This is a genomic window from Microbulbifer sp. MLAF003, assembly GCF_030012965.1.
In the GTDB taxonomy this organism is placed as follows: Bacteria; Pseudomonadota; Gammaproteobacteria; order Pseudomonadales; family Cellvibrionaceae; genus Microbulbifer; species Microbulbifer variabilis.
Map to the genome: position 1 here is coordinate 1,859,765 of NZ_CP120232.1, position 22,198 is coordinate 1,881,962.

The 22,198-nt window shown below is 49.9% G+C and carries 18 protein-coding genes; 9 read left to right on the top strand and 9 right to left on the bottom strand.

Annotated features, from left to right (window positions below; translation table 11 throughout):
- The first annotated feature begins 49 nt into the window (after positions 1-49).
- Both P3339_RS08960 and P3339_RS08965 read left to right on the top strand, forming a co-directional pair.
- Positions 50-1,414: a hypothetical protein gene (locus tag P3339_RS08960; protein WP_282953121.1), complete on the top strand. Its 1,365-nt coding sequence runs from the start codon at positions 50-52 to the stop codon at positions 1,412-1,414.
- 790 nt (positions 1,415-2,204) lie between these two features.
- Positions 2,205-2,600 (top strand): hypothetical protein, encoded by a 396-nt coding sequence (locus P3339_RS08965; RefSeq protein WP_282953122.1) that lies wholly within the window; start codon positions 2,205-2,207, stop codon positions 2,598-2,600.
- A gap of 791 nt (positions 2,601-3,391) precedes the next feature.
- Here P3339_RS08965 and P3339_RS08970 read toward each other — a convergent pair.
- Positions 3,392-3,622: a hypothetical protein gene (locus P3339_RS08970; protein ID WP_282953123.1), complete on the bottom strand. Its 231-nt coding sequence runs from the start codon at positions 3,620-3,622 to the stop codon at positions 3,392-3,394.
- On the opposite strand from P3339_RS08970, the gene P3339_RS08975 reads away from it, so the two are divergent.
- Positions 3,609-4,748, top strand: coding sequence for an MFS transporter (locus P3339_RS08975; RefSeq protein ID WP_282953124.1), 1,140 nt, complete (start codon positions 3,609-3,611; stop codon positions 4,746-4,748). The genes P3339_RS08970 and P3339_RS08975 overlap by 14 nt on opposite strands.
- A 329-nt stretch (positions 4,749-5,077) precedes the next feature.
- Here P3339_RS08975 and acnB read toward each other — a convergent pair whose 3' ends face one another.
- Complete coding sequence (gene acnB / locus P3339_RS08980) at positions 5,078-7,693, bottom strand: bifunctional aconitate hydratase 2/2-methylisocitrate dehydratase (RefSeq protein WP_282953570.1); 2,616 nt, start codon at positions 7,691-7,693, stop codon at positions 5,078-5,080.
- A gap of 308 nt (positions 7,694-8,001) precedes the next feature.
- Here acnB and P3339_RS08985 point away from each other — a divergent pair, with 308 nt between their 5' ends.
- Entirely contained in the window at positions 8,002-8,457 is a 456-nt protein-coding gene (locus P3339_RS08985; protein ID WP_282953125.1) for a DUF1289 domain-containing protein, read from the top strand.
- 134 nt (positions 8,458-8,591) lie between these two features.
- Here P3339_RS08985 and P3339_RS08990 read toward each other — a convergent pair whose 3' ends face one another.
- Positions 8,592-9,527: a hypothetical protein gene (locus tag P3339_RS08990; RefSeq protein WP_282953126.1), complete on the bottom strand. Its 936-nt coding sequence runs from the start codon at positions 9,525-9,527 to the stop codon at positions 8,592-8,594.
- 225 nt (positions 9,528-9,752) lie between these two features.
- Here P3339_RS08990 and P3339_RS08995 point away from each other — a divergent pair, with 225 nt between their 5' ends.
- A complete protein-coding gene (locus tag P3339_RS08995; RefSeq protein WP_282953127.1) occupies positions 9,753-10,370 on the top strand; it encodes a MiaE family protein in 618 nt (205 codons plus the stop codon).
- Positions 10,371-10,373: 3 nt separating this feature from the next.
- Here P3339_RS08995 and P3339_RS09000 read toward each other — a convergent pair whose 3' ends face one another.
- Positions 10,374-10,634, bottom strand: coding sequence for a DUF3081 family protein (locus P3339_RS09000; RefSeq protein WP_020413187.1), 261 nt, complete (start codon positions 10,632-10,634; stop codon positions 10,374-10,376).
- A gap of 77 nt (positions 10,635-10,711) precedes the next feature.
- On the opposite strand from P3339_RS09000, the gene P3339_RS09005 reads away from it, so the two are divergent.
- Complete coding sequence (locus tag P3339_RS09005) at positions 10,712-11,173, top strand: DUF3429 domain-containing protein (RefSeq protein ID WP_282953128.1); 462 nt, start codon at positions 10,712-10,714, stop codon at positions 11,171-11,173.
- A 1-nt stretch (position 11,174) separates the two neighbouring features.
- Here P3339_RS09005 and P3339_RS09010 read toward each other — a convergent pair whose 3' ends face one another.
- A complete protein-coding gene (locus P3339_RS09010) occupies positions 11,175-11,630 on the bottom strand; it encodes a DUF2269 domain-containing protein (protein ID WP_282953129.1) in 456 nt (151 codons plus the stop codon).
- 608 nt (positions 11,631-12,238) lie between these two features.
- Here P3339_RS09010 and P3339_RS09015 point away from each other — a divergent pair.
- Both P3339_RS09015 and P3339_RS09020 read left to right on the top strand, forming a co-directional pair.
- Positions 12,239-12,538: a hypothetical protein gene (locus tag P3339_RS09015; protein WP_282953130.1), complete on the top strand. Its 300-nt coding sequence runs from the start codon at positions 12,239-12,241 to the stop codon at positions 12,536-12,538.
- A gap of 188 nt (positions 12,539-12,726) precedes the next feature.
- Positions 12,727-13,182, top strand: coding sequence for a YpsA SLOG family protein (locus tag P3339_RS09020; protein ID WP_282953131.1), 456 nt, complete (start codon positions 12,727-12,729; stop codon positions 13,180-13,182).
- Position 13,183: 1 nt separating this feature from the next.
- Here P3339_RS09020 and adiC read toward each other — a convergent pair whose 3' ends face one another.
- From adiC to P3339_RS09040, 4 genes are all read right to left on the bottom strand, one after another.
- The gene (adiC, locus tag P3339_RS09025) at positions 13,184-14,689 is read right to left on the bottom strand and encodes an arginine/agmatine antiporter (protein WP_282953571.1); all 1,506 of its coding nucleotides are present in this window, start codon (positions 14,687-14,689) and stop codon (positions 13,184-13,186) included.
- Positions 14,686-16,992, bottom strand: coding sequence for an Orn/Lys/Arg family decarboxylase (locus P3339_RS09030; protein ID WP_282953132.1), 2,307 nt, complete (start codon positions 16,990-16,992; stop codon positions 14,686-14,688). The genes adiC and P3339_RS09030 overlap by 4 nt, the downstream gene beginning before the upstream one ends.
- A gap of 90 nt (positions 16,993-17,082) precedes the next feature.
- Positions 17,083-18,795 (bottom strand): thiamine pyrophosphate-dependent enzyme, encoded by a 1,713-nt coding sequence (locus P3339_RS09035; protein WP_282953133.1) that lies wholly within the window; start codon positions 18,793-18,795, stop codon positions 17,083-17,085.
- Positions 18,796-18,833: 38 nt separating this feature from the next.
- Positions 18,834-20,513, bottom strand: a complete 1,680-nt coding sequence (locus P3339_RS09040; RefSeq protein ID WP_020413180.1) for an FMN-binding glutamate synthase family protein — start codon at positions 20,511-20,513, stop codon at positions 18,834-18,836.
- A gap of 362 nt (positions 20,514-20,875) precedes the next feature.
- Between P3339_RS09040 and P3339_RS09045 the strand changes: the two genes are divergently transcribed.
- Positions 20,876-22,156: a condensation domain-containing protein gene (locus tag P3339_RS09045; protein WP_282953572.1), complete on the top strand. Its 1,281-nt coding sequence runs from the start codon at positions 20,876-20,878 to the stop codon at positions 22,154-22,156.
- The last annotated feature ends 42 nt before the right edge of the window (positions 22,157-22,198 follow it).

Consider the following 22,198-nt stretch of genomic DNA (forward strand, 5'->3'; position numbering starts at 1 on the left):
GGATAGCAAGGAAGAGGAGTTTGGGCTGCATACCAGTGCTACAGACCTGATGCTCGGCTATCGCCTTAACGATCACTGGCGGCTCAGCTCCGGAGTGAGGACGGACAGTCGTGAAGATTTCTCTGAAGTTGTTGCAGCCACCCAAACCCAGGGTGACCGCACCGATATGGCAGTGGAGGCCAGTTACGATTCCGGTGAAAACTGGAGTGCTTATGGTTTTGTACAGAACACTATGGAGGTCACCGGTACTCGAGAGGAAAATAACCGTGTTGGCCTGGGAGGCGCCTATAGAGTGAGCGATCGACTCACAATGGATAGTGAACTTTCCAGCGGCGATACCGGTATGGCAGCACGTTTGGGCACAGATCTCCTGGTTAGCGACAGAACCAGTGTTTATCTCAATTACACCCTGGATAATGAGCGCAGTGATACTGGCGTGCGTGCGCGCAAGGGGAATATGAGTACCGGTTTCCGCAGCCGCTACTCCGATACTTTGAGTATGTACGGCGAGGAGCGTTACAGCCACGGCGATATTTCCACCGGCCTGACACACGCCTTGGGTATGGATCTGGCACCTAACGACCGCTGGACCTACGGCACCACAGTAGAGGCGGGCACATTGGAAGATCCGCGTACTGGTGCCAAAACCGAGCGCAATGCCCTGGGCTTTAATATGGGCTATAGCCTGGACACTATTCGCCTGGCAACTGCGCTTGAGTACCGTACTGATATTATAGAAACGGCATTAGATGAAGAAACCGTAACGGAATCTGAGCGGGACACCTGGCTGCTAAAAAATACCCTGAGTTATCAGCTCAACCCGGATTGGCGTTTGGTAGGTAAGTTAAACTATTCCGACAGCAAAAGTTCCCAGGGAGAGTTTTATGATGGCAAATTTACCGAAGCCGTAATGGGTTATGCTTATCGCCCGGTAAATCACGACCGTCTGAATACGTTATTGAAATACACTTATTTTTATAATGTACCGACTCAAGACCAGGTTACGGTGGAAAATACCTCAGCTGAATTTATACAGAAGAGCCATATTTTCTCTGTAGATACCAGCTATGATCTTACCCGCCGCTGGACTCTGGGAGCCAAATATGCCTATCGCCTTGGGCAATTAAGCCTCGATAGAGAAGACCCTGAGTTCTTCGACAGCCGTGCCAGCCTCTATGTTCTACGAGCAGACTGGCACTTCGTAAAGCGCTGGGATCTGTTGATCGAGGGCCGCCTGCTTGACCTTCCAGACGCCCAAGATAGCAAGAGTGGTGCTCTGATTGGCCTATATCGCCATATCGGGGATCACCTGAAACTGGGTGTAGGCTACAATTTTACCGACTTCTCCGATGATCTTACCCAACTTGATTACGATAGCCAGGGGGTGTTTGTGAATATTATTGGGAAGTTGTAAAGAATGGGCGTATTGACAGAGTGCCAGATTCTCAACGAGGTTAGTTCGCCAGTAAGATGCTAGAAAAGCCCGCATTTGCGGGCCCACTTATTTAATTTCACTTGATTTTTAATGGCTCCACCCACTTATTAGATACTCCTAAAAAGTAGCAGGGTCTGTTAGTTTCTTCGTTAGAGGAGTTTGGAGAGCAATTTGCTATCGACTGGATGTCAATACATATTTCCCAACTCTTACTTTAAATAAAATAGGTTCGCCTATAATTGTGTTGATTGGTGAGAACTCATTGATATTTAAATCGTAAAAGTCATAAGAGGGTCAACTAGCAAGTACGCAAAGCAATTCCCTCTATACCCTAATTTAATTTTTACTACACTACATAATTTGCGGTTAGTTGTTATCCTCAAAAATCCTGTCAAGCTACTACATAGTAGTGTCTGATAAGCTTTACTGCGCACTATAAGCACCGCCAGTGTTACTGATTTGAAAATTAATCTCCGGTAGGGACCATTGTGCACTACGATTTAGAGATCATCATCTAAATAGCGCACACGAAATACTTTCAAGAAAGTGGTTGGTTTACTTTTCTCGATAATCTGCAATAGCTCTCTTTTTAGTGTATTGGTTCTAATAACCAATCGACCATCTCTTATAGACCTAAAGTGTCAAACTTGATATTTTATTTTATGGGTCGCACCCAAAAACTGATTTGTTATTTGGCGACAGTATCAAGTAGATAGGGCAAATCTTTCAATCCCTTTAACGACGAATTTGACTATAGCTCGAAGTAGATATGAATAGTAATTTAAAGAAATATATTGTGAATCCTGGAAAGCTTGCCATGCTGGGATTTATTTTTGCTACTGGAAGTGCTTACTCTGGCACTGAATGTACTGGTAAAGTAACTTCAGTAGAAGTTGCTGCAAACGGAAATGTTAATGCTGGTATAAAAGATAGCGGAAATGGCACAAATTTTCATAGTGTCGCACTTTGCAGAGTCACAGAAGATATTGAGGGTGGATTCAAGCAAGAATCGTGTAAGGTTGCTTTTTCTCTTCTAACCACGGCTCATGTAACTGGTAAGAATGTGACTTTATGGTTTGACGAAGAAAAGTTCTCTTCCTGCTCACAGTCATGGGGTGAGATTTGGTCTCAAGGACTATACCATATTCGCCTTAAAGAAAACTAAAGAAAGGCAAATATTATTTTTATAGCAAAGCAGAGAAGTTCGATGCTTTGAAATCTGCTCTTGCTGTTTCTTCGAGTGCCTGGGGAGCCTCGTGATTTCTATTACTGGATAGAAGCTGACGTGGACTCTCAGGTCCCGGCCAAATTGCTTTTGGCCTTAATTGTGGAAGTGATCGGTACTCATGTGAAAACTGCCAGGTTGCTGTGGATGACGTATAAAGGGTGATCGACAGAACCAGTGGTTACCTCAATTACACCCTGGACAATGAACACAGTGATACTGTCGAGTGTGCATGCAAGGGGAGTGAGTCATGTTTTCTGCAACCGTTATTCTGACATTTTAAGTGTGAACGGCGAGTAGCATTACAGTCATAGCGATTTTAACTTCGATGTGTCACGTCGAAATTTATGAATAGTTAATGCATTTATTTGGTTTTATATTAGGCCGCTAGGTTTTCCTGATTTCAATCTGTTGGTGTGTTGTTCTTGTGAACTTCTCTTTTATCTCCAGTAATGCGCTGTGGGGTCTTGTCGTTCTTTTATGTGAAATTTTAAAACGGTAGTGGCTTTCATTTATAGCGCTAAGTTGATTTTTATATCTTGTCTGCGGGGGGTTATTTGCATAGTTTATGTGTTTGTTTAATTTCCATTGGCGAGATATCGTGTTGTTGGTATCTGTACATAAAAGTTAAAGCAATTATTTTTAACTGGGAGGAAAGGGTGGTGTAAAATGTTTAAGATATATTGAATGGTTTCTAGAGCAAAGTGATGGGGCGTTATAATAGTCCGTTGTCACGGCAGCACTATTGGGGGCTGTCGGTACTTTTTCTGGCCGTTGTCCTTGTGGCGGGTGATTTCACTGCGTTCTCTCCAGCACTCCCGGCTATTGCTCATAGCTTTTCTAGTGATATTGCGACAATCCATTGGGTAGTTAATGCCTACTCTTTGATTTATGGCGTAATAATAGTGGCCGTTTTGCAGATATTTATGGCCGCCGGCGTATTTTTTGGTGGGAGTTTTCATTTTTGCTATTTCTTCTCTGGCAGGTGGCTTGGTGGAGAAGCTTTGGGTGTTGTTTCTCTGTCGTGCCCTGATGGGACTTGCAGGAGCCCTGATATGGTCCGCAGTTCTCGGGATGGCGTACAATCTTTTGCCGCAGGAGCGGGCGAGTTTTGCCGGGGGGTTTATCCCGGCTGCGCTTGGCCTGGCTACTGCTTGTGGACCTGTGTTGGGCGGTTTTTTTACAGAGTACTTGAGTTGGCGCTGGATTCTATTTATTAATATACCTGTCGCATTGTTAGTTTTTCTTCTTGGGTGGAAAAAGTATCCAGTGGATGTGTTTAGCAAGGTTAATAGTCATATCGACTATTTAGGTATGCTGGCACTTTCCATTTCACTGTTTTGTTTTCTGCTGGCAATGGATGTGTTGGCGCAATACAGTATTAAAAACTTTCTGGTTTTACTTTTGCTGTCGGCTTTCATATTGTTATTTTTGGCTTTTGTTTATACAGAAAAAAGGGCAAAAACTAATGCTCTTGTGCCGTTGAGTTTAATTGAAAACGCCAGCTTTTTATCGGCCGGATTTAGCGTGTTGCTAATGGCGGCAGCCTTCTTTGCAACGCTTGTTTATATTCCGTTACTTTTTATTAGTGTGCATCATTACAGTGCTCTTCAGGCGGGGGTTGCGCTATTGCCAATGATGGTAACTTCGGGAGTTTTTGCTTTTATTTCTGGAATCCTGCATGAAAAGTTGGGGGCAAGGCTGTTGATATGTGTGGGAGCTTTAAGCATGAGTATCGGCCTTTTCTGGCTGTCAACGCTCAAAGGGGAGATAAGTTACTTTCAGTTTGTGCCCGGGTTGCTTTTGATAGGTACAAGTTTGGGAATCTATAGCCCTGCGGTAGTAACTGCCGCTGTCACCGTTGTCGATCCAGCAGAATCCAGTCTTGCGGGTGCTGTAATTTACATGTTTAGGTTTCTTGGTGGTGCAATTGCTCTTGGTATCAATGCCACTATTCTTGCCGTTGCTCATGACCTTGAAACCGGTATTTATAGGGCCTTTTTTGTAGATGGAATTGTTACTTTTATCGGTTTTCTTATCCCATTGGTTTTCTATAAGAATCAATTTATAAAAATTTTCAGGGAATAGTCGTTTAAGATAATGGCGAAAGGAGAATTCACCATCTCACAGGCACGCCCTTTTCTTGATTTTCTCACTGAAAGTTAGATGTTTCATTCAATATATAGCTGTTACTTGTTTTTGAGTATTGCTGAATATTGAGGTGGACCTCTGTAGCCGAGGTGATCTGCCAGTTATTGGAAGCGGAGAGATAGCCTGTGGCAGGGCGTAGTGGGAATAAGCAGTGGCTGCCTGAATAGCACCCTCTCATTGTTGGCTACTGATTGTTAGTACTGTAGGCACAAACAAAAAAGCCCCGCCAAAAATGACAGGGCTTTTCCATAAGGCAGAGCTACTGCTTAAACAGCAACGTCCTGGATCTCAGTAGCGGCAATGCGCTTGCCTTCTTCGGCAGACTTCTGGAAGTCTTCAATCTGGTCGAAGTTCAGGTAGCGGTAGATTTCGCCGGACATGGAATCCAGATTCTTCGCGTATTCCTGATACTCAGCCGGAGTCGGCAGTTTACCCAGAATGGCGCCCACAGAAGCCAGCTCGGCGGAGGTCAGGTATACGTTAGCACCGTCGCCCAGGCGGTTGGGGAAGTTGCGGGTGGAGGTGGACAGCACTGTGCTGCCAGGGGCCACACGTGCCTGGTTACCCATACACAGGGAACACCCGGGCATTTCGGTGCGGGCACCGGATGCACCATAGATGTTGTAGTAACCCTCTTCCATCAGCTGATGCTCGTCCATTTTGGTGGGCGGAGCGATCCACATACGGGTGGAAATGCCACCTTTGTGTTCCTGCAGCAGCTTACCGGCAGCGCGGAAGTGGCCGATGTTGGTCATACAGGAGCCGATAAAGACTTCATCTACCTTGTCACCGGCAACGTCAGACAGCAGGCGAGCGTCGTCTGGGTCGTTCGGGGCGCAAACGATCGGCTCTTTGATTTCGGCCAGATCGATTTCGATGACTTCCAGGTACTCGGCGTCGACGTCCGCTTCCATCAGTTTCGGGTTGGCGAGCCACTCTTCCATGGCGCGCGCACGGCGCTCCAGGGTGCGCTTGGAGCCGTAACCTTCAGCGATCATCCAGCGCAACAGAGTGATATTGGAGCGCAGGTACTCAGACATGGTCTCTTCAGACAGCTTGATGGTGCAGCCAGCTGCGGAGCGCTCGGCGGAGGCATCAGACAGTTCGAAAGCCTGCTCTACCGTCAGGTTTTCCAGGCCTTCGATCTCGAGGATGCGGCCGGAGAAGATATTCTTCTTACCTTTCTTCTCTACGGTCAGCAGGCCCTGCTTGATGGCGTACAGAGGAATGGCGTGTACCAGGTCACGCAGGGTAATGCCAGGTTGCATTTCGCCCTTGAAGCGCACCAGTACGGACTCGGGCATATCCAGTGGCATAACACCGGTTGCGGCAGCGAAAGCTACCAGACCGGAACCTGCCGGGAAGGAGATACCCATGGGGAATCGGGTGTGGGAGTCACCGCCGGTACCTACGGTGTCCGGCAGCAGCATGCGGTTCAGCCAGCTGTGGATGATGCCGTCAGCCGGGCGCAGGGAAACACCACCGCGGTTCATGATGAAGTCCGGCAGGGTGTGCTGGGTGTCGATATCGACGGGCTTGGGGTAGGCCGCAGTGTGACAGAAGGACTGCATCACCAGGTCGGCGGAGAAGCCGAGGCAGGCCAGGTCTTTGAGTTCGTCACGGGTCATGGGGCCAGTGGTGTCCTGGGAGCCCACAGTGGTCATTTTCGGCTCGCAGTAGGTGCCCGGACGGATACCTTCAACGCCACAGGCTTTACCAACCATCTTCTGTGCCAGAGTGTAACCCTTGCCGGTGTCGGCGGGCTGTTCAGGCTTGCGGAACAGCTCGGAAGGCGCCAGGCCCAGGGCTTCACGGGCTTTGCCGGTCAGGCCGCGACCGATAATCAGGTTGATACGGCCACCAGCCTGAACTTCGTCCAGCAGTACATCGGACTTCAGCTGGAATTCAGACAGTACTTTGCCGTCTTCCGCCAGGATCTTGCCGTCGTAAGGGCGGATCTCGATAACGTCGCCCATGCCCAGTTCGTCAACGGGAGCTTCGAATACCAGCGCGCCGGCATCTTCCATGGTGTTGTAGAAGATCGGGGCAACTTTACCGCCGATACAAATACCGCCACCCTTCTTGTTGGGTACGCCCGGCATTTCTTCACCGAAGTACCAGAGTACGGAGTTGGTGGCGGACTTACGGGAAGAGCCGGTACCCACTACGTCGCCAACGAAAGCAACGGGCAGGCCCTTGGCTTTAACTTCTTCAATTTGCTTCAGCGGGCCGGTAACGCCAGCTTCTTCCGGCTCCAGGCCATCGCGCTTCATTTTGTACATGGCCAGCGCGTGTAGGGGGATGTCTGGACGGGACCAGGCATCGGGTGCCGGGGACAGATCGTCGGTGTTGGTTTCGCCGGTTACCTTGAATACAGCAACTTTGATGCTCTCAGGTACTTTGTTGCGTTTGGTGAACCACTCGGCATCGGCCCAGGACTGCAGTACTGCTTTGGCGTGTTCGTTGCCGGCTTTGGCTTTTTCTTCCACATCGTGGAAGGCGTCGAACATCAGCAGGGTGCCTTTCAGCTGCTCTGCAGCCAGCTCAGCCAGCTCTTTGTCGTCCAGCATTTCAACCAAGGTGTGGATGTTATAGCCGCCCAGCATCTGGCCCAGCAGCTCTACAGCCTGCTTGCGGTCGATCAGTGGGGTTTCCGCTTCACCCTTAATGATGGCGGACAGGAAACCGGCTTTAACATAAGCTGCTTCGTCAACACCTGGCGGTACGCGGTGAGTGAGCAGCTCAACTAATTCTTGTTCTTCGCCTTTTGGCGGATTTTTCAGCAACTCAACCAGGCCAGCTACTTGCTCGGCGTCGAGCGGCTTCGGTGGAATGCCCTGTTCGGCGCGTTCTGCGACGTGTTTACGATAGGCTTCAAGCACGGATAAGTCCCTCTCGGTGTGTGGGGTGGCACCATCAGCGGGTGTAATTCCCAGTCTATGCATCACAGGCTGCTGGGATTTTTTTCGAGGCCGCTGAAGGCGGGTGGCGAATACTACAGGAAAGCCTTACTGCTGTTAAGTTTATCGAAAAATCAATAATTTAAGTGAATTACGACTATTAATGGAGTGAATTTTAGTAGGTGTGGTAGTAATCGTCTTAACACTTTTCTTGCCGGTCGAAACAAAATAGTCTACGCGCAATATTGATCCAGGCCATGGGGGCCAGGATGGCTGCAACTGGTTAATCGATGTACAAAAAAGTCCGCACACCCTGCATTGGGGTTTGCTCAACGGGAATAGGCGACGATGTTTGCCGAGGCTGTAAGCGATTTGCCCACGAAGTGATCGACTGGAATGCCTATACCGAGGAGCAGCGCCGTATTATTGCTGAGCGGCGTGAGGGCTATTTGGTGAATGCGGTGCGCAGCCAGTTAGAGATTGTTGATGAAAAGCGCTTTGTGGCGCAGCTGTATCATCAACAAATCCGATTTGATGACAGCCAGAGCCCTTATTGCTGGGTGTTCGAATTGTTGCGTGCGGGCGCCAGCCAAATTAATGATTTACGAGAATACGGCCTGAGCCCAACGCCCCAGGCACGTGGCGTGCCCCTGGTAGAGGTGCGCCAGCGTATTGATGAGGATTTTTACGCTTTATCAGTTGCCTACTACCAGCGTTTTGTTGCTCCCGGCGTCATCAAGGGCTGATATTGCGTGGTGGGGTGGCAGTACTTCTCGAAAATACACGGCCTGTTCAAGTAGAACTTGTAGCGAAACTGAGAGCTGGGTTTTCTATTGGGTTGTTATAGTTTCTAAAAATGAAAAAGCGGCCTCCCAGGATTTTACCTTTGCTCCCGCAAGAATACCCGCAGTGCGGGAAGGAATGCCTCGGTAGAGAGCGCCAGATCGCGCCTTTGGCGGCGCCGACTCAGGCTGGGCTGGTGATCTACCCGGGTAAACTCTGGCAGCTGTCCGGCCTCATTTCCCTCCACCAGGATCGGCATGGATGAATAACCAACCTGATGGTATTCATCTTCTTCTCCAGGTTCATGGCTATAAAAAATCTCTGCCACCTGAAGGTTGGGGCGGCTCTGCACTTGTACCTGGCGCAAATCATCCTGTTGGCTCTTGTGCAGGCCAGCGAGTAGCTGCCGCTGGTATTGAATACCGGGATCAGACCCTAGCGGGTCCAGCTGGTCCAGTTTCTTTTCACACCACTTTACACTCACCTTGCGAATCGATTTGCGTGCCTTTATCCAGGAAAGGGTGATGGCATCGGGCCGCCTGGCGCAAAGCAGTACCAGCCGATAGCACTGGCGCAGGTGGGCGCGGGGGAAACCGGCATCTGCCAGTACCTCCCGCACCGTGCGATCTCTCTCTGCCACTGGTCGCTCCCCAAGTACCGCCCGGAAATCGGCAATAGCCGCACTAAAGCTCTCTTTATGGGTATTAAGCTGCTGTGCCAGCCTCAATGTCTTTTGGGGTACTGCGAGAAGTCCGGGAAGCTGCAGGGTTGCGCGGGCATCGCTGCCAGAATCCACTGGCTCTGCATAGTCCAGCTGGGTATAGAGAGCACCAGCCAGTGAAAATGGCCGTTCGAAACTTTGCCCTAGAGCCAGGGCTGTCTCCTGTGCGAACTGAGGTTGCAATAAGTAATGCTGCCAGGGCTTGCCCGCACTTTGCAGCTGCTCCAGAGATTCGCGCAGTTGCCCTGCGCTACTGTGGAGCTGCTCCAGTAAAGGGGCGATTGTGCGGGCCAATTCGCGGTGATCTTTCATTGACATTGTTTTGGAGGGTTTTTGAAAATCTATATTAATTCACTTAATAAACCGTTATCAATCTAAATATCCTGAGCTGGGTACCAATTTGTACCTTCTGTCGGTGTCGGTTGTGGTCAATAGTAGGGGGAGTCAAAGGTGACTTAGCGGATAAGCCTGCGTTTCTTTGAGCAGGCCGCTATAATCCCGCGCCAAGTGATTTACTCCAGTTGAAATATCTATCTTATGAGTGCCCAAGTCCCCGATCTTTCCCCTATCCATGAATTCCTGCTGTGCTCAACCCCGGATGCCTGGATTGAAGCGGCGCTGGCCGAGCCTGAAATGATGTTGGTTGACCATGCGAACTGTGAAAAGAAAGCGGCGGGCACTGCGCTCAACTTGATGTTCCGCTACCTGAATGACTTTGAGTTGCTGAACAAAATGTCGCGCTTGGCTCGCGAAGAGTTGCGCCATTTCGAGCAGGTGCTGGCCATCATGGAAAAGCGTGGCATTGCCTATCCCCATGTAAGCGCTTCCCGCTATGCGGCGAGTCTGCGCGCGGAAGTGCGCACTACTGAGCCGAATCGTTTGGTCGATACTTTGATTTGTGGTGCGATTATTGAGGCGCGCTCCTGCGAGCGCTTTGCCAAGATTGCCCCTTTCCTGGATGAAGAGCTACAGAAGTTTTATCTGTCTCTGTTGAAGTCTGAGGCCCGCCATTTCCGTGACTATCTGCACCTTGCCAAGAAGGCCGCGGGTGAAGATATCGAGCACCGGGTGCAGGCCCTGTTGGAAGTGGAGAGGGATTTGGTCCAAAGTAGCGATGGTGAATTCCGCTTTCACAGCGGAGTGCCGGAGCACTGACTCTCAGTTATTATCGAGGCTGGCGATTAATTTAAGAAACTCCCCAAGATCTCTGCTGTTTTCATAGTCTACCGAATATTTGTTATGGAAAAAGACGGTTAGTTTTACCTTGGGTGAATTGATAAAAACCGTATAACCGTCAAAGTCGGTGCTCATCGTCAGCCCTTGGAAATGCCAGCCATCGGCCTCCTTTTGCCCTTCTTTGGTGGCCCGATCGAAGACCCGCAGTGCCTGTTTGACGTCGACTTTGTGTTCTTCTTCCATAAGCTTGATCTCGTGCCACTAAACTAGTTGTTCTAATTGGAGATTTCTTGCCGGACTGAACAGGAAGCTTAGACAACATGGATAGTCATGGCTATCAACAACCTGTAGTGGATACCCGCCTGTTTGATGCCCTGGCATATTTGGGGCTTGCTCCCTTTGTCATAGGCATATTGCTGCAGTTGCTGGAAATTTCACTGCTGGGTATTGATGGGCGCCTGTTTTTTTCCGCATATAGCGTGGTTATTCTCAGCTTCCTCTGCGGTATTTGGTGGGGAGGAGCACTGAATCGCCCTGGCCATCCTCACCGAATTGCCCTGGTGTTACTCAGCAACCTGGTAGCCCTATTTGGGTGGGTAGGGATGTTGCTATACCAAACTTCTTGGGGGCTTCCTGTTCTGGCTATCGGCTTTGCTTTTGTTGCCTGGATGGAGGCGCGGCTGAATCCAAATCTACCCGGGCGCGAACAGTATTTTCGCACCCGCAGCAGGGTGACCTGGCTGGTGATTGGGTGTCACTTGATTATGATTTGGGCGCAGTAGATTACAACGCGGGCTTGGCCACCATTAGGTAGACAATAGCTACCGTTATTGGAAATGCGGTAGCCCCAAGCAAACACCAGATGCGCATAATTTTACCGGTTTTCCTCTTGCATGACCCACTGTCTGTATGAGCGCGTAACTGATACTGCAAGTACACCACTGGTAACCACAGCAGGAACATAACTGCAGTGAGCCCCGCAGCAACTTGCAACCAAGCTTGCTGCATCCAGACTGGATGGATTGTCAGCATACCAATAGCGCTGCCCAATAATCCCAGTACAGCACTACCGGTAAAAATCCAGTCGGCGGCTACAGTTTCCCGGCTTACCCAGCGGAGGACCTGTGAGTCTCCGGATAGCCAGCCGCGAAAGGTATACCAGGCAATGCCGGTACCAGTACCCAGGATGATAATCGCACAGAGGATATGCAGAGTTTTTAGTATCAGATAGTAGTTCATGAGTTTGCCTAGCGTAATGCTCGCGTAACATAGGGGGTGCCGATAAAGATTTCAATGGGGAGGTAGATCTGAAATTAGTAACTTCTGAATAGTTTCACAATATCTTTGTGGTTTTTCAGATCTGCTTGGCGGGGTTATTTAGAGGTTCACCTTTTCTATTATGGATTCTAGGCGATGAAATTAAGTCTCTTACATAAGCAATATCACAGGCTTTTTTATCGCCTGTAGGACGATCTAATACTGCTATATTTCACCTATGCGGAAACCGCCAATAAAGGTTGTGATTGTTAATAACCCTGAGTGGGGCCCGATCTATCTTTAAAAACTGCGTGTATACAAATATAGCCAGGTAGAAATCTGTTTTTTGCCTGCTTAATTTTCCCATTGGTAAAATGGTAGGTTTTTTTCTATCTCTGGGTATATTTTGAGCGACGTACATGATCGGGCTAGATTGGGTGTCACCGTCGCCCGCCTGATGCCAAGCACAATCATGTGATTGAACTATTTTTTCCTATGCTTTTAGCATTCGTCGCGTATTTAGTTTCCTGCAAGTTGTATGAAAATCAAGTCGCACCCTGGTGGCAGGGTTATGCTTATAGGGAGGCAGAGTGATATTTCGTCTACTGTTTGTAGTAGTGTTTGTTGCGATTGGTTTTGTTTTAGGTGTGTTATGGAGTGGGCATGAGCTTCTAAATGATCCCATGATGCTCACAGAGTCACTGAAGCTGCAAGAAGCACCTGAAGCTGTCGGATCTCTCCCGAAAGGTACTATTCTATATCGTTACACGCCTGGTCCATCTACTCCTACATATATAGTTTCTGTAAATACGAAGAATGTGAGTTTACTAGAAGCCATTGAATTTGAAAACTCAATGACGGTCTCTCCAATGAGTAGCTATGTCGAGTAGCGATGGCAGCGGGTAACGGTAGAGTAATAATTAGCGTATGAATTAGCCCTAAGAGAGTGATCTCTTACTCCTTTTGGGGGATGTGGATTTCATACGAAGCTGCGCCTTACTTGTAACCGATTAGATGGCTATAAATGTCGGTGGTTATTTGTTGGCTCCTGAATATGAGAGGAGGATAAATTTATGTTTTGGCCAAAAAAATTATCAGTGGGGGGCAAACCGGAGCAGATGTTGGTGGGTTGATAGGCGCCAAACGTGTAGGGATTCCTACTGGAGGCTGCGCACCACTGGGTTATTTGACTGAGGAAGGTGCCAGGCCAGAGATGTTGAAATCTTATGGGTTGGTAGAAAGTCATTCGGCAAACTATGAGGAGCGCACCGAGGAGAATGTTAAAAACTCTGATGCAACTCTGATCCTTGCGACAATGCCTAGTAGTGATGGAACTGCCCTTACTCTATATTACTGCCAGAAATTGGGTAAGCCCTGTATTTTGGTGAATCCATGTCGAAATTGTATTGTTGAAATCCGCGATTTTATAAATTCTGTGAGGCCGAAAGTTCTTAACATTGCCGGTAACAGGGAGTCTATTTCACCTGGGTTAGCTGATAAGACAGCAGACATAATTCAACGGGTTTTTTACTGACTTAAGTACTTTCGCTTGTTTTATGGTCTGAATGAATCAGTCGCTCGATGGGTTGTGGTGCCCGCAGGCGCAGATCCAAATTTTTATATTGCCCGACCGATATCCAGAAGAAAATACATAGTGCACCGATGGTGACAGTCAAAGTGAAGTAATGTACCCAGGCGGGTTCGGGACCGCCAGGCAGCAAATGCTTTTCTTCCACGCTGCGGCGACGATTTAATATCAGTGCATAAAAAATGACGGTGGTGATGACAAAAATTAGAGACCAGCGTGTTTGTTGTGCGTTTGATCCAACCAGTGCGATCAGGCAATAAACTGCAGCTATAAGCAAGATAACGGTGAAAATACTGTATTCATGATGTGGCATTTTGCCGTATGCGAGTATCTTGAGCGCCACCGCAGAATAGATATAGGGCAATAGCGTCATTATTACCGCTACCGAAGCGATCTTGCCAAACTGCTGGCTGGCGCTGGGGGAGATAGTAGCGAGTACCAGTAGTGACATCAGTATTGCGACAAGAGTAAGGCCCGCGGAGGGCACTCCCTTATTGTTGGTTCTGGCAAAAATACTGGCAAACAGCCCATCGTCGGATGCGGCTTTAGCAGACTGCCCCACAAGTAGAATCCAACCGCCTAGAGAACCGATACAGCCGATGGCTGCACATATCGCAACTATATTCGCGGCGGTGTTACCGAGTGCCAGACGGGCAGCGTCGGCAAATGGGGCTGAGGAAGCCAGCAGTTCTTTATTGGGGACCATTCCCATAATGACCGATGAACTCAGCACATAAGCCACTGATGCAATCAGAACGCCACCTACGGTTGCGATAGGTACATTTCGAGTAGGATTTTTAACAACAGCAGCAGATACAGAAGCTGTTTCAACACCGATAAAGGCCCATAGGGTAAAGGTGAGGGTAGTCATTACTGCGCTGATATCACTTTTGCCGGATACGTTCCAGCTTGAGCTAAAAGTCTGGCTATCGAACCAGAACCAGCCAAATATGGCCGTGCCCAGGATAGGGATTAGTACCAGGCTAGTGGTCAGGGATTGGATGCGTCCTACAGTGCGTGGCCCCAGGATATTGGCATAGGTAAGTAGCCAGATTAGTGCTACTTGGGCCAGGGCGAACGTAAGAGGATCTTTGAGTGGGGGAAAGAAGTGCGTGATGTAACCTAACCCAGCAGTAATCAGGGCGACATTGCCAATTACGTTGGCCAACCAGTAAACCAGGTTGGTCTGGTAACCGATATAGTCACCGAAGGCTTTGCGTGCATATGCATACGGGCCGCCAGCGGCTGGATCTAAGGCGGCGAGGCGTGCAAAAACCAATGCCAGGGCTACAGCGCCGACAACAGTTACCAGCCAGCCTATCAGGGATATGCTGCCCACTACGGCCAAATTGGCAGGTAGCATAAAAACCCCGGAGCCCATCATATTGCCTGCCACCATGAGGGTGGCTGGTAGCAGGCTGATCTTACTTACTTCGCTGGGGAGCTGGGCTATGGCTGCACCTCCGGCCTCAGGGCATAGATATGATAGCGCCCATTGCGAACTTCCACGCCGTGATTGTCATGGCTAAAACCGGGAAATTCGCGATCGAAGGACTCCAGTACCTGCAAATATTTCAGAGCGGGGCTATCTGCAGTGCCAAAGTTCTCACCCGGCATCAGTAGCGGAATGCCGGGAGGGTAGGGGGTTACACCGGTTGCCGCAGTGCGCCCAGCCAGCTGGTTCAGTGGCAGCATCTCCACATCCCCACGTACCAAAGCCTCGTAAGCCTGAACGGGGCTGCAGTCTGCACCGGGTAGGGCGGAAAAACCTGCTGACATTGTTGCGGTGCTACGCAGCTTTTTCATGCCGGCGAACATTTTGTCGGCCAGGTCGCGCAGGCCAATATCGCCATAGGTTGGATGCTTTTTAAGTAGATTTGGCAAGCATTGGCTGATGGGGTGATTGGCGTCGTAATCCCGCTTGAATGCGAGTAGGGCGTTAACTAAAGTGCCCCACTTGCCTTTGGTGATGCCAATGGAAAACAAAAACAGAATGGTGAAGTCTGTAGTTTTCTCGACGATTATTCCAAGATTATCAAGATATTTACTAATGATACTGGCTGGTATGCCCCATTTATCCAGCTCTCCATTGCGCTGCATGCCGGGGGTGGTGATAGAGACTTTGATGGGATCTAACATGCAATAGTTTTTTTCCAGGTTGCCGAACCCGTGCCAGGACTCATCGGGATCTAGCAGCCAGCAAGCTACTTCCTTACACAGCAATTCAGCGGGAGCTGCGTGAAATGCATAATTGTGTCCGCTACTGGGATCGGTTACCCGATCCGGTTGCCAGCCATCAAAAAACCACTCGCCTTTGTCCTCATACTCCCTTTTTAGACGCGCGAGTACCTGGCGAAAGGCCACGGCTTCGGCAATGGATTCACCAGTTAAGGCGGTGCCGCCAGGACCATCCATCATGGCGGCACTGACGTCGTTGGAGGCCATGATGGAATAGAGCGGAGATGTAGAGGCGTGCAGCATAAATGCCTCGTTAAAGCGTCCGTGCTCGATGGGACTGCGCCCATCGCGAATATGTATCATGGAAGCCTGGGAAAGCGCGGCGAGTAATTTGTGCGTGGACTGGGTGGCGAATTTGGTGGGTTTCAGGTTGGGCTCTGGGTCGTCGCTGTCGTACATGGCGAATCGATTCCGGTATATAGGATTGAACCGCGCATATGCGTACCAGGCCTCATCAAAATGCAGGCGGTCTACCGATTCCCCCAGCAGTTCTTCCACCCTACGCACGTTATAGCAGAGGCCGTCATAAGTGGAATTGGTAATCACCGCATGCACTGCCCGCTGGCCATCCGCCATTTTGGAGAGTGGGTTCTCTTGGATGGCCTGGTCTACCGCTCCCTTGGTCAGTTGCTCAGGCGGTATTGGACCAATCAGGCCGTAATGATTGCGCAGTGGCACCAGGTAGGCCGGTACGGCGCCAGACATGGTGATCGCATGTTCTACCGATTTGTGGCAATTGCGATCGCACAGCGCCAATTGCCCGCGGGTAACGGAAGCCATCACTATCACCCGGTTGGAAGTGGAGGAACCGTTGGTGACATAGTAGGTGCGGTCTGCACCAAAAACCTGCGCTGCGTAGTGTTCCCCTGCAGCGATAGGCCCTGTGTGATCAAGCAGTGATCCTAACTCGGTTACCGAGATAGACAGGTCGGAGCGCAGCATATTTTCGCCGAAGAAATCGTAAAAAGCGCGGCCGGCGGGGGATTTTAAAAAAGCGGTGCCGCCGGTATGCCCCGGTGTATGCCAGGAATATTCATGCACGCGGGCAAAATGAGTGAGGGCAGAAAACATGGGCGGCAATACCGCCTGGCGATAGCGCTCTATGGCCCCTTGGATACGCCCGCTGATAAAGGTGGGAGTGTCCTCCAGCATCCAGATGAAATCGTTGGCCAGTTCCAGTGCGCGGCGCGGCATATTGCCAACTGTCTCGCGGTCGGCGAGTAAAAAGACAGGCAATTGCAGATTGCGCGCACGCAACTGCTCCAACACGTGCAGGGCGGGGTAGTCGCCGTCACCAGGAAGTTCCCAGTTCAATAGCAGACACTGGATTGCGGGATTGGCTCGCAGCATGGCGCTGGCATCGTCACTGGAGACAGTGGTGATTAAGTCAATGCGACGAAGAGCCAGCTCCTCCTCAAGACGTGCCGCTGCGCGCCCAGGAGCGCTGTTGCTGGCGATTTCTCCACTGGCGAGAAGTGCCAGCAGAGAGTTGGGGACCTTTTCTCCAAGTTTGTGCATCACTTCCTGTCCCTTAGGCGCCTACCCAAAACGGCGGAGGGTGAAAAATATAATTTTCTCCCACAGATAGAGTTGTGTGATAACGCCGGCCTACTTCAGGAAGTTATCTTTTAACAAGTCGACCACTTCATCGGCGCGTCCATTGAGAATGGCCTTAAGCCCAAACAGGGCAGTTGAGGATACCTGCTGGGCAGTGACTTCTGGCGGCATCACCAATTCCAGCCGGTTTACGGTTACGTCGAGCAGCGCAGGGCCCTCTACTGCCAGCCAGCGCTTCATAGCGCCCTCAAGTTCTCCCGCCTCTTCGACTTTTTCTCCTGTAAGGCCGATCACTTCTGCCATACGACCGAAGTCGGGATTTTTCAGACCGGTGAAACTGTCCAGTATCCCTTCGATTCGCTGCTCCATTTCTACAAAGCCCAGCGAGTGGTTATTAAATACCAGAAGCTTGAGCGGTATCTTTTCCTGGACCAGGGTTAGCAGGTCTCCCATCAACATGGTCATACCGCCGTCACCACACATGGCGATTACCTGGCGCCCGGGATAGGCTTTAGCCATGCCCAGTCCCTGTGGGTATGCATTGGCCATGGTGCCGTGGGATAGGCTGGTTAGGAATGACCGCTTTCCGTTAGCGCGCAGCTGGCGCAGCAGCCATACCATGGGAGAGCCACCATCTGCGGTAAATACGGTGTCCTCGTCAGCCAGCTTATCGAGTGTCTGCGCTACAAACTGGGGGTGGATCAGTTTGGGGTCAGGTTCATGACCGCGCTCTTGCATTTGCTCAAGGTCTTTTTGGTAGTGCGCACGTAGGTCATCAAGGAATTTACTTTGCTTACGCGCTTTTAATTTTGGCAACAGAGCTTCAATGGTTGTATTTACGTCGCCAACCAGCCCCATATCAACCGGAGTGCGTCGGCCGAGATGAGCTGGCTCGATATCCACTTGGATAATGGTGGCTTTCTCTGGGTAAAACTGGGTGTAGGCAAAATCGTTCCCGAGGCAAAGTAATAAATCACAGGTTTGAATTGCGCGATAGCCTGCGGGATTACCGAGGATGCCATTCATGCCCACATTACAAGGGTTATCGTGTTCCAGGAATTCCTTGGATTTTGTGGTGTGTACTATCGGAGCGGCCAGGTGTTGACCGAGATTTACCACTGCATCATGGGCGTTGCGGCATCCAATGCCACCATAAATAACAATATTACCAGCTTGGTTAATTTTCTCTGCCAGGGCATTCAGCTCTTGATCGGTGGGGCGTGTCAGCCATTGGGGACGGTGGACAGACCAGGGGACCGAATCTTTCACTTTGGTTTTAAACATATCGCCACTGACTACCACAACTGCCACGCCACGGTGATTGAGGGCGGCCTGTGCTGCCTGGCTGAAAATACGACGGGCCTGGTTTGGGTCTGCCAGTACCTCACAAAAAACTGAACACTGCTCGTAGATTTTTCTCTGGTCCACATCTTGTGGGAAGCCAAGCCCCTGTTCGGCACGGTCGATACAGGAGGCGACCAGCAGTACAGGCGCGCCATTTCTGTGGCTTTCAAAAATACCGTTAATAAAGTGCAGGCTGCCGGGGCCTGCGGTGCCTGCACAAATGCTTAGTTCACCACTCAGGTAAGACTCACCTCCGGCGGCGAAGGCACCGACCTCCTCGTGGCGTACATGTATCCATTCGAGATCTGAGGTGCGTACGGCTGAAGTGAAATGATTGATGGTATCGCCGACGATTCCATAGCAGCGCTTGGCCCCGGCTTTTACCAGGGTGTCGACGACAACCTCCGAAACGGTTTTCATTTTAATCTCCACAAAAAAGGGTGTGGTAATAGAGTTGCTTATTCCGAAATACGCCGGATGCCTCTGTCCAGACCGTGCTCCAACTTAAATGCAGGTTGGAAAGAATTCGCTTGGGCGGCTAGCCACCAGCGCCCGTAAGGGGTTTCCTCAGGTGCATCAATCAGGGAGTTTTCCTCGATAAAGTGCCAGATGTGATGAATGGGCAGGGTCTCGACCGCATTGATATTGTGATATAGGTGATAGGGTTGCAGGTCTCGAGGATCTGTCAGCCCGGCGGCAGCAACAATATCCCCGAGAGCTTCCAGGGTTTTTGCTTGGAATGCTGCTGCGCGCTTGCTCTGCACATCTACCACCAGTCCGCGTTGTCGCTTGGGATCCTGGGTGGTGACACCGGTCGGGCAGGTATCTGTGTTACAGCGTAGAGACTGGATACAACCGATGGAAAACATGAAAGGACGTGCTGCATTGCACCAGTCGGCGCCAACTGCCAGGCACTCAGCCAACCCTGAGGCGGAATAGACTTTGCCGCTGGCAGCCAAACGTATTTTGTCGCGTAGCCCGGCGCCCACCAGAGCATTGCGCATTACGATCAGCCCTTCAATTAGGGGCATGCCCACTCGGTTGGAGAGTTCCAGTGGGGCTGCTCCGGTCCCGCCTTCGGAGCCATCCACCACGATAAAGTCCAGCAATATTCCTGTTTCATGCATGGCTTTCATAATGGCCATGACTTCATAGATATGTCCGACACAAAGTTTGATGCCCACTGGCTTGCCACCAGAGAGGGTGCGCATCTGCTCTGCAAATTCCAGCATTTCAATGGGGGTGGAAAACATTGAGTGTGCGCGTGGTGAAACACAGTCGACCCCTGGCTTTACCTTGCGGGTGGTAGCGATTTCCTGGGTGACTTTTGCACCGGGTAGGACTCCGCCATGGCCGGGTTTGGCGCCCTGGCTTAATTTGATTTCGGTCATCTTGACCTGGTCATTGCAAGCCTCGCGAAACAGGTCGGGGTCGAAACTGCCATCATCCTTGCGCGCGCCAAAATAGCCGGAACCCAGCTCCCATACCAGGTCACCGCCATGTTTTCTGTGGTAAGGACTTATGCCGCCTTCACCTGTGTCGTGATAGAAGCCACCGATTGCAGCGCCTTTGTTCAGAGCTTCAATCGCTGCGGCGGATAAGGCTCCGAAGCTCATGGCAGAAATGTTGAGTAGGGATGCGGAATAGGGCTTAGAGCACTGCTCAGTACCCACTTTTACTCGGACACTCATATCCGCTTTTTTTGCTGGTGTAATAGAGTGCGTCAGCCACATCTGCTCGCCGGAATAGACATCTTGCTCTGTGCCGAAGGGGTGCATATCAGATGTTCCCTCGGCGCGGGCGTTTACTAATCGCCTGGCCTCATAGCTAAACGGCCTGCCTTCCTCATCGCCCTCCACTATGTAGGCGCGAAAGTAGGGACGGAGGTTCATGAACATCCAGCGAATACGGGCGGCCACTGGAAAATTGCGGGTAAGGGTCCACTGGCGTTGGAATATGTCGTAAAGACCCAGAAATACCAGGAACAGGCTCGCTGCCAGCGGGATTAACCACCAAGCGCTTCTGGAAAAGGTGAGCACCAGAAAAATAGGTGTGAGCACCAGGCCCGTCAGCGGAATAATTGCGCGCTTAATTCCGTTTCTACTGGCATAAGCACGCCAAGTACTAATGATGATCATAGGGAGTGCGGCTCGGTATCTTTACAGGGAGTTCTGATACTGAACCTAGATCATCTTGGGGTATTTTGCCGCTATCCCGAGCTATCAAACGTTAAACAGGCAGTTAAGAGAGCGGTTGCCAGTATAAAGTTAATGATGGGCTTAAGAGTGAAAACAATTTGGCGGATTTATCACAATAGGTGTCCTGCGTGATCCATAAAAAGCTAGCTTCCACTGGCGGTAATTTTTTAGTGAATAGCGATCGGACAACTTGTACTTTTTCAGGGGGTACATCTAAGCCTGGCTGTGGCCAATTTTGGCAGTATATTTCTGATTAAATAGACAAAAATGAGGTGCCGTGGAGTCCTTTAATGGAGCAAAAGATGCCGGATTGGGAAAGTTATCAAAATGTGCCTCTGTCGATTACCGAGAGGAGCATTTACAACCTTCATCGCCGTAGGGCTTTGGCAGATATAATTGCACGAGCTATGTGCATAGAGGGGCCCATCAATACCGGGTTGTTTAAGGACGCTATTCGGCGAACCGTGAATCGGCACCCAGTTTTTCTTTGTAGGTATACCAAAGAGCCTGTGACGCGTTTTTTTGAAAATTTTGAAGTGGATTCTATTGATATCCGCGAATTGAATATTTCTCAAAGAGAGAGCTTCTTGCGGCAATACAGTAATGCCCCAATGACATTGGATACCGACCAATTATTAAACCTTAGTCTGCTGCGTACAGGAGAGAACGAATATATTTTTTTGGCAAAATGCCACCATATTATTGCTGATGGTATTAGTTTGTCATTACTTTGGTCAGAAATACTGACTGAGTATCGGCAGCTCGAGGAGGGGAAAAGCTACCAGCCATCACCCGACTCCGTCAATTTTGCTGACTATATCAGATTTGAAAATAGATACGTTCTCTCCAGGCGCGGTGAAAGAGCTCTACATAGCTGGCGGGACAAGCTAGCAAATGAATACGATGCAATAGAGAAGGCGTCCAGCGGAAAAATGGTTTCTCTTTGTTGCGACGTGCTGAGCAGCGATATAAAGGCTCATCTTCTTACCCAAATTCGTGCTCGGGCAGATGCTGCAGGAGTTAGTCTTTTCGCATATTTGTGCTCTAGTTTTCAACAGGTCCTGATTGAAAAGCTAGATAACCATTTCTGGCTTAATACAAGTCTGTCCCTGCGGATAAAGCGTGAGCATAGGAGAGTGCTCGGGCCAATGTTTCGGTTGGGCAACCTACTGGTTCGGAGGGAGGAAACCTGGGAGGTGAAGTTAGCTCGGCTATCCAGAGAAATCCATCATGCAATACGGACGGCTTATGTTGCCGACTCTATTGGTCCTCATGGTAGTGTGGGCAATAATCTCTCGGCTCATTTTTGTTACTTAATCAATTTTTTCAACGTAGCAAGGGATCAAGAAGATTTTCAGGAAATCTATACTGGTGATGTTTCTAAGTGGGTCCGCCTAAATGAAAACATAAAAATTCGTACTATTAATTTGCCTGCACGAATTACGCCCTATGGAATTTATCTTTCTCTTGCCTGTTACGGGGAAATGCTGCGCGCCAACTTCGTTTACAATGTAAATTGCTTTAACCGCGAGAAAATTGAGAGTTTATTTGAGCGATGGCGCTATCTTTTGCTGCATGGGTAGTTAATGTACTCAAGAAATTTATAAGGGCTGCCTCTGGAGTCA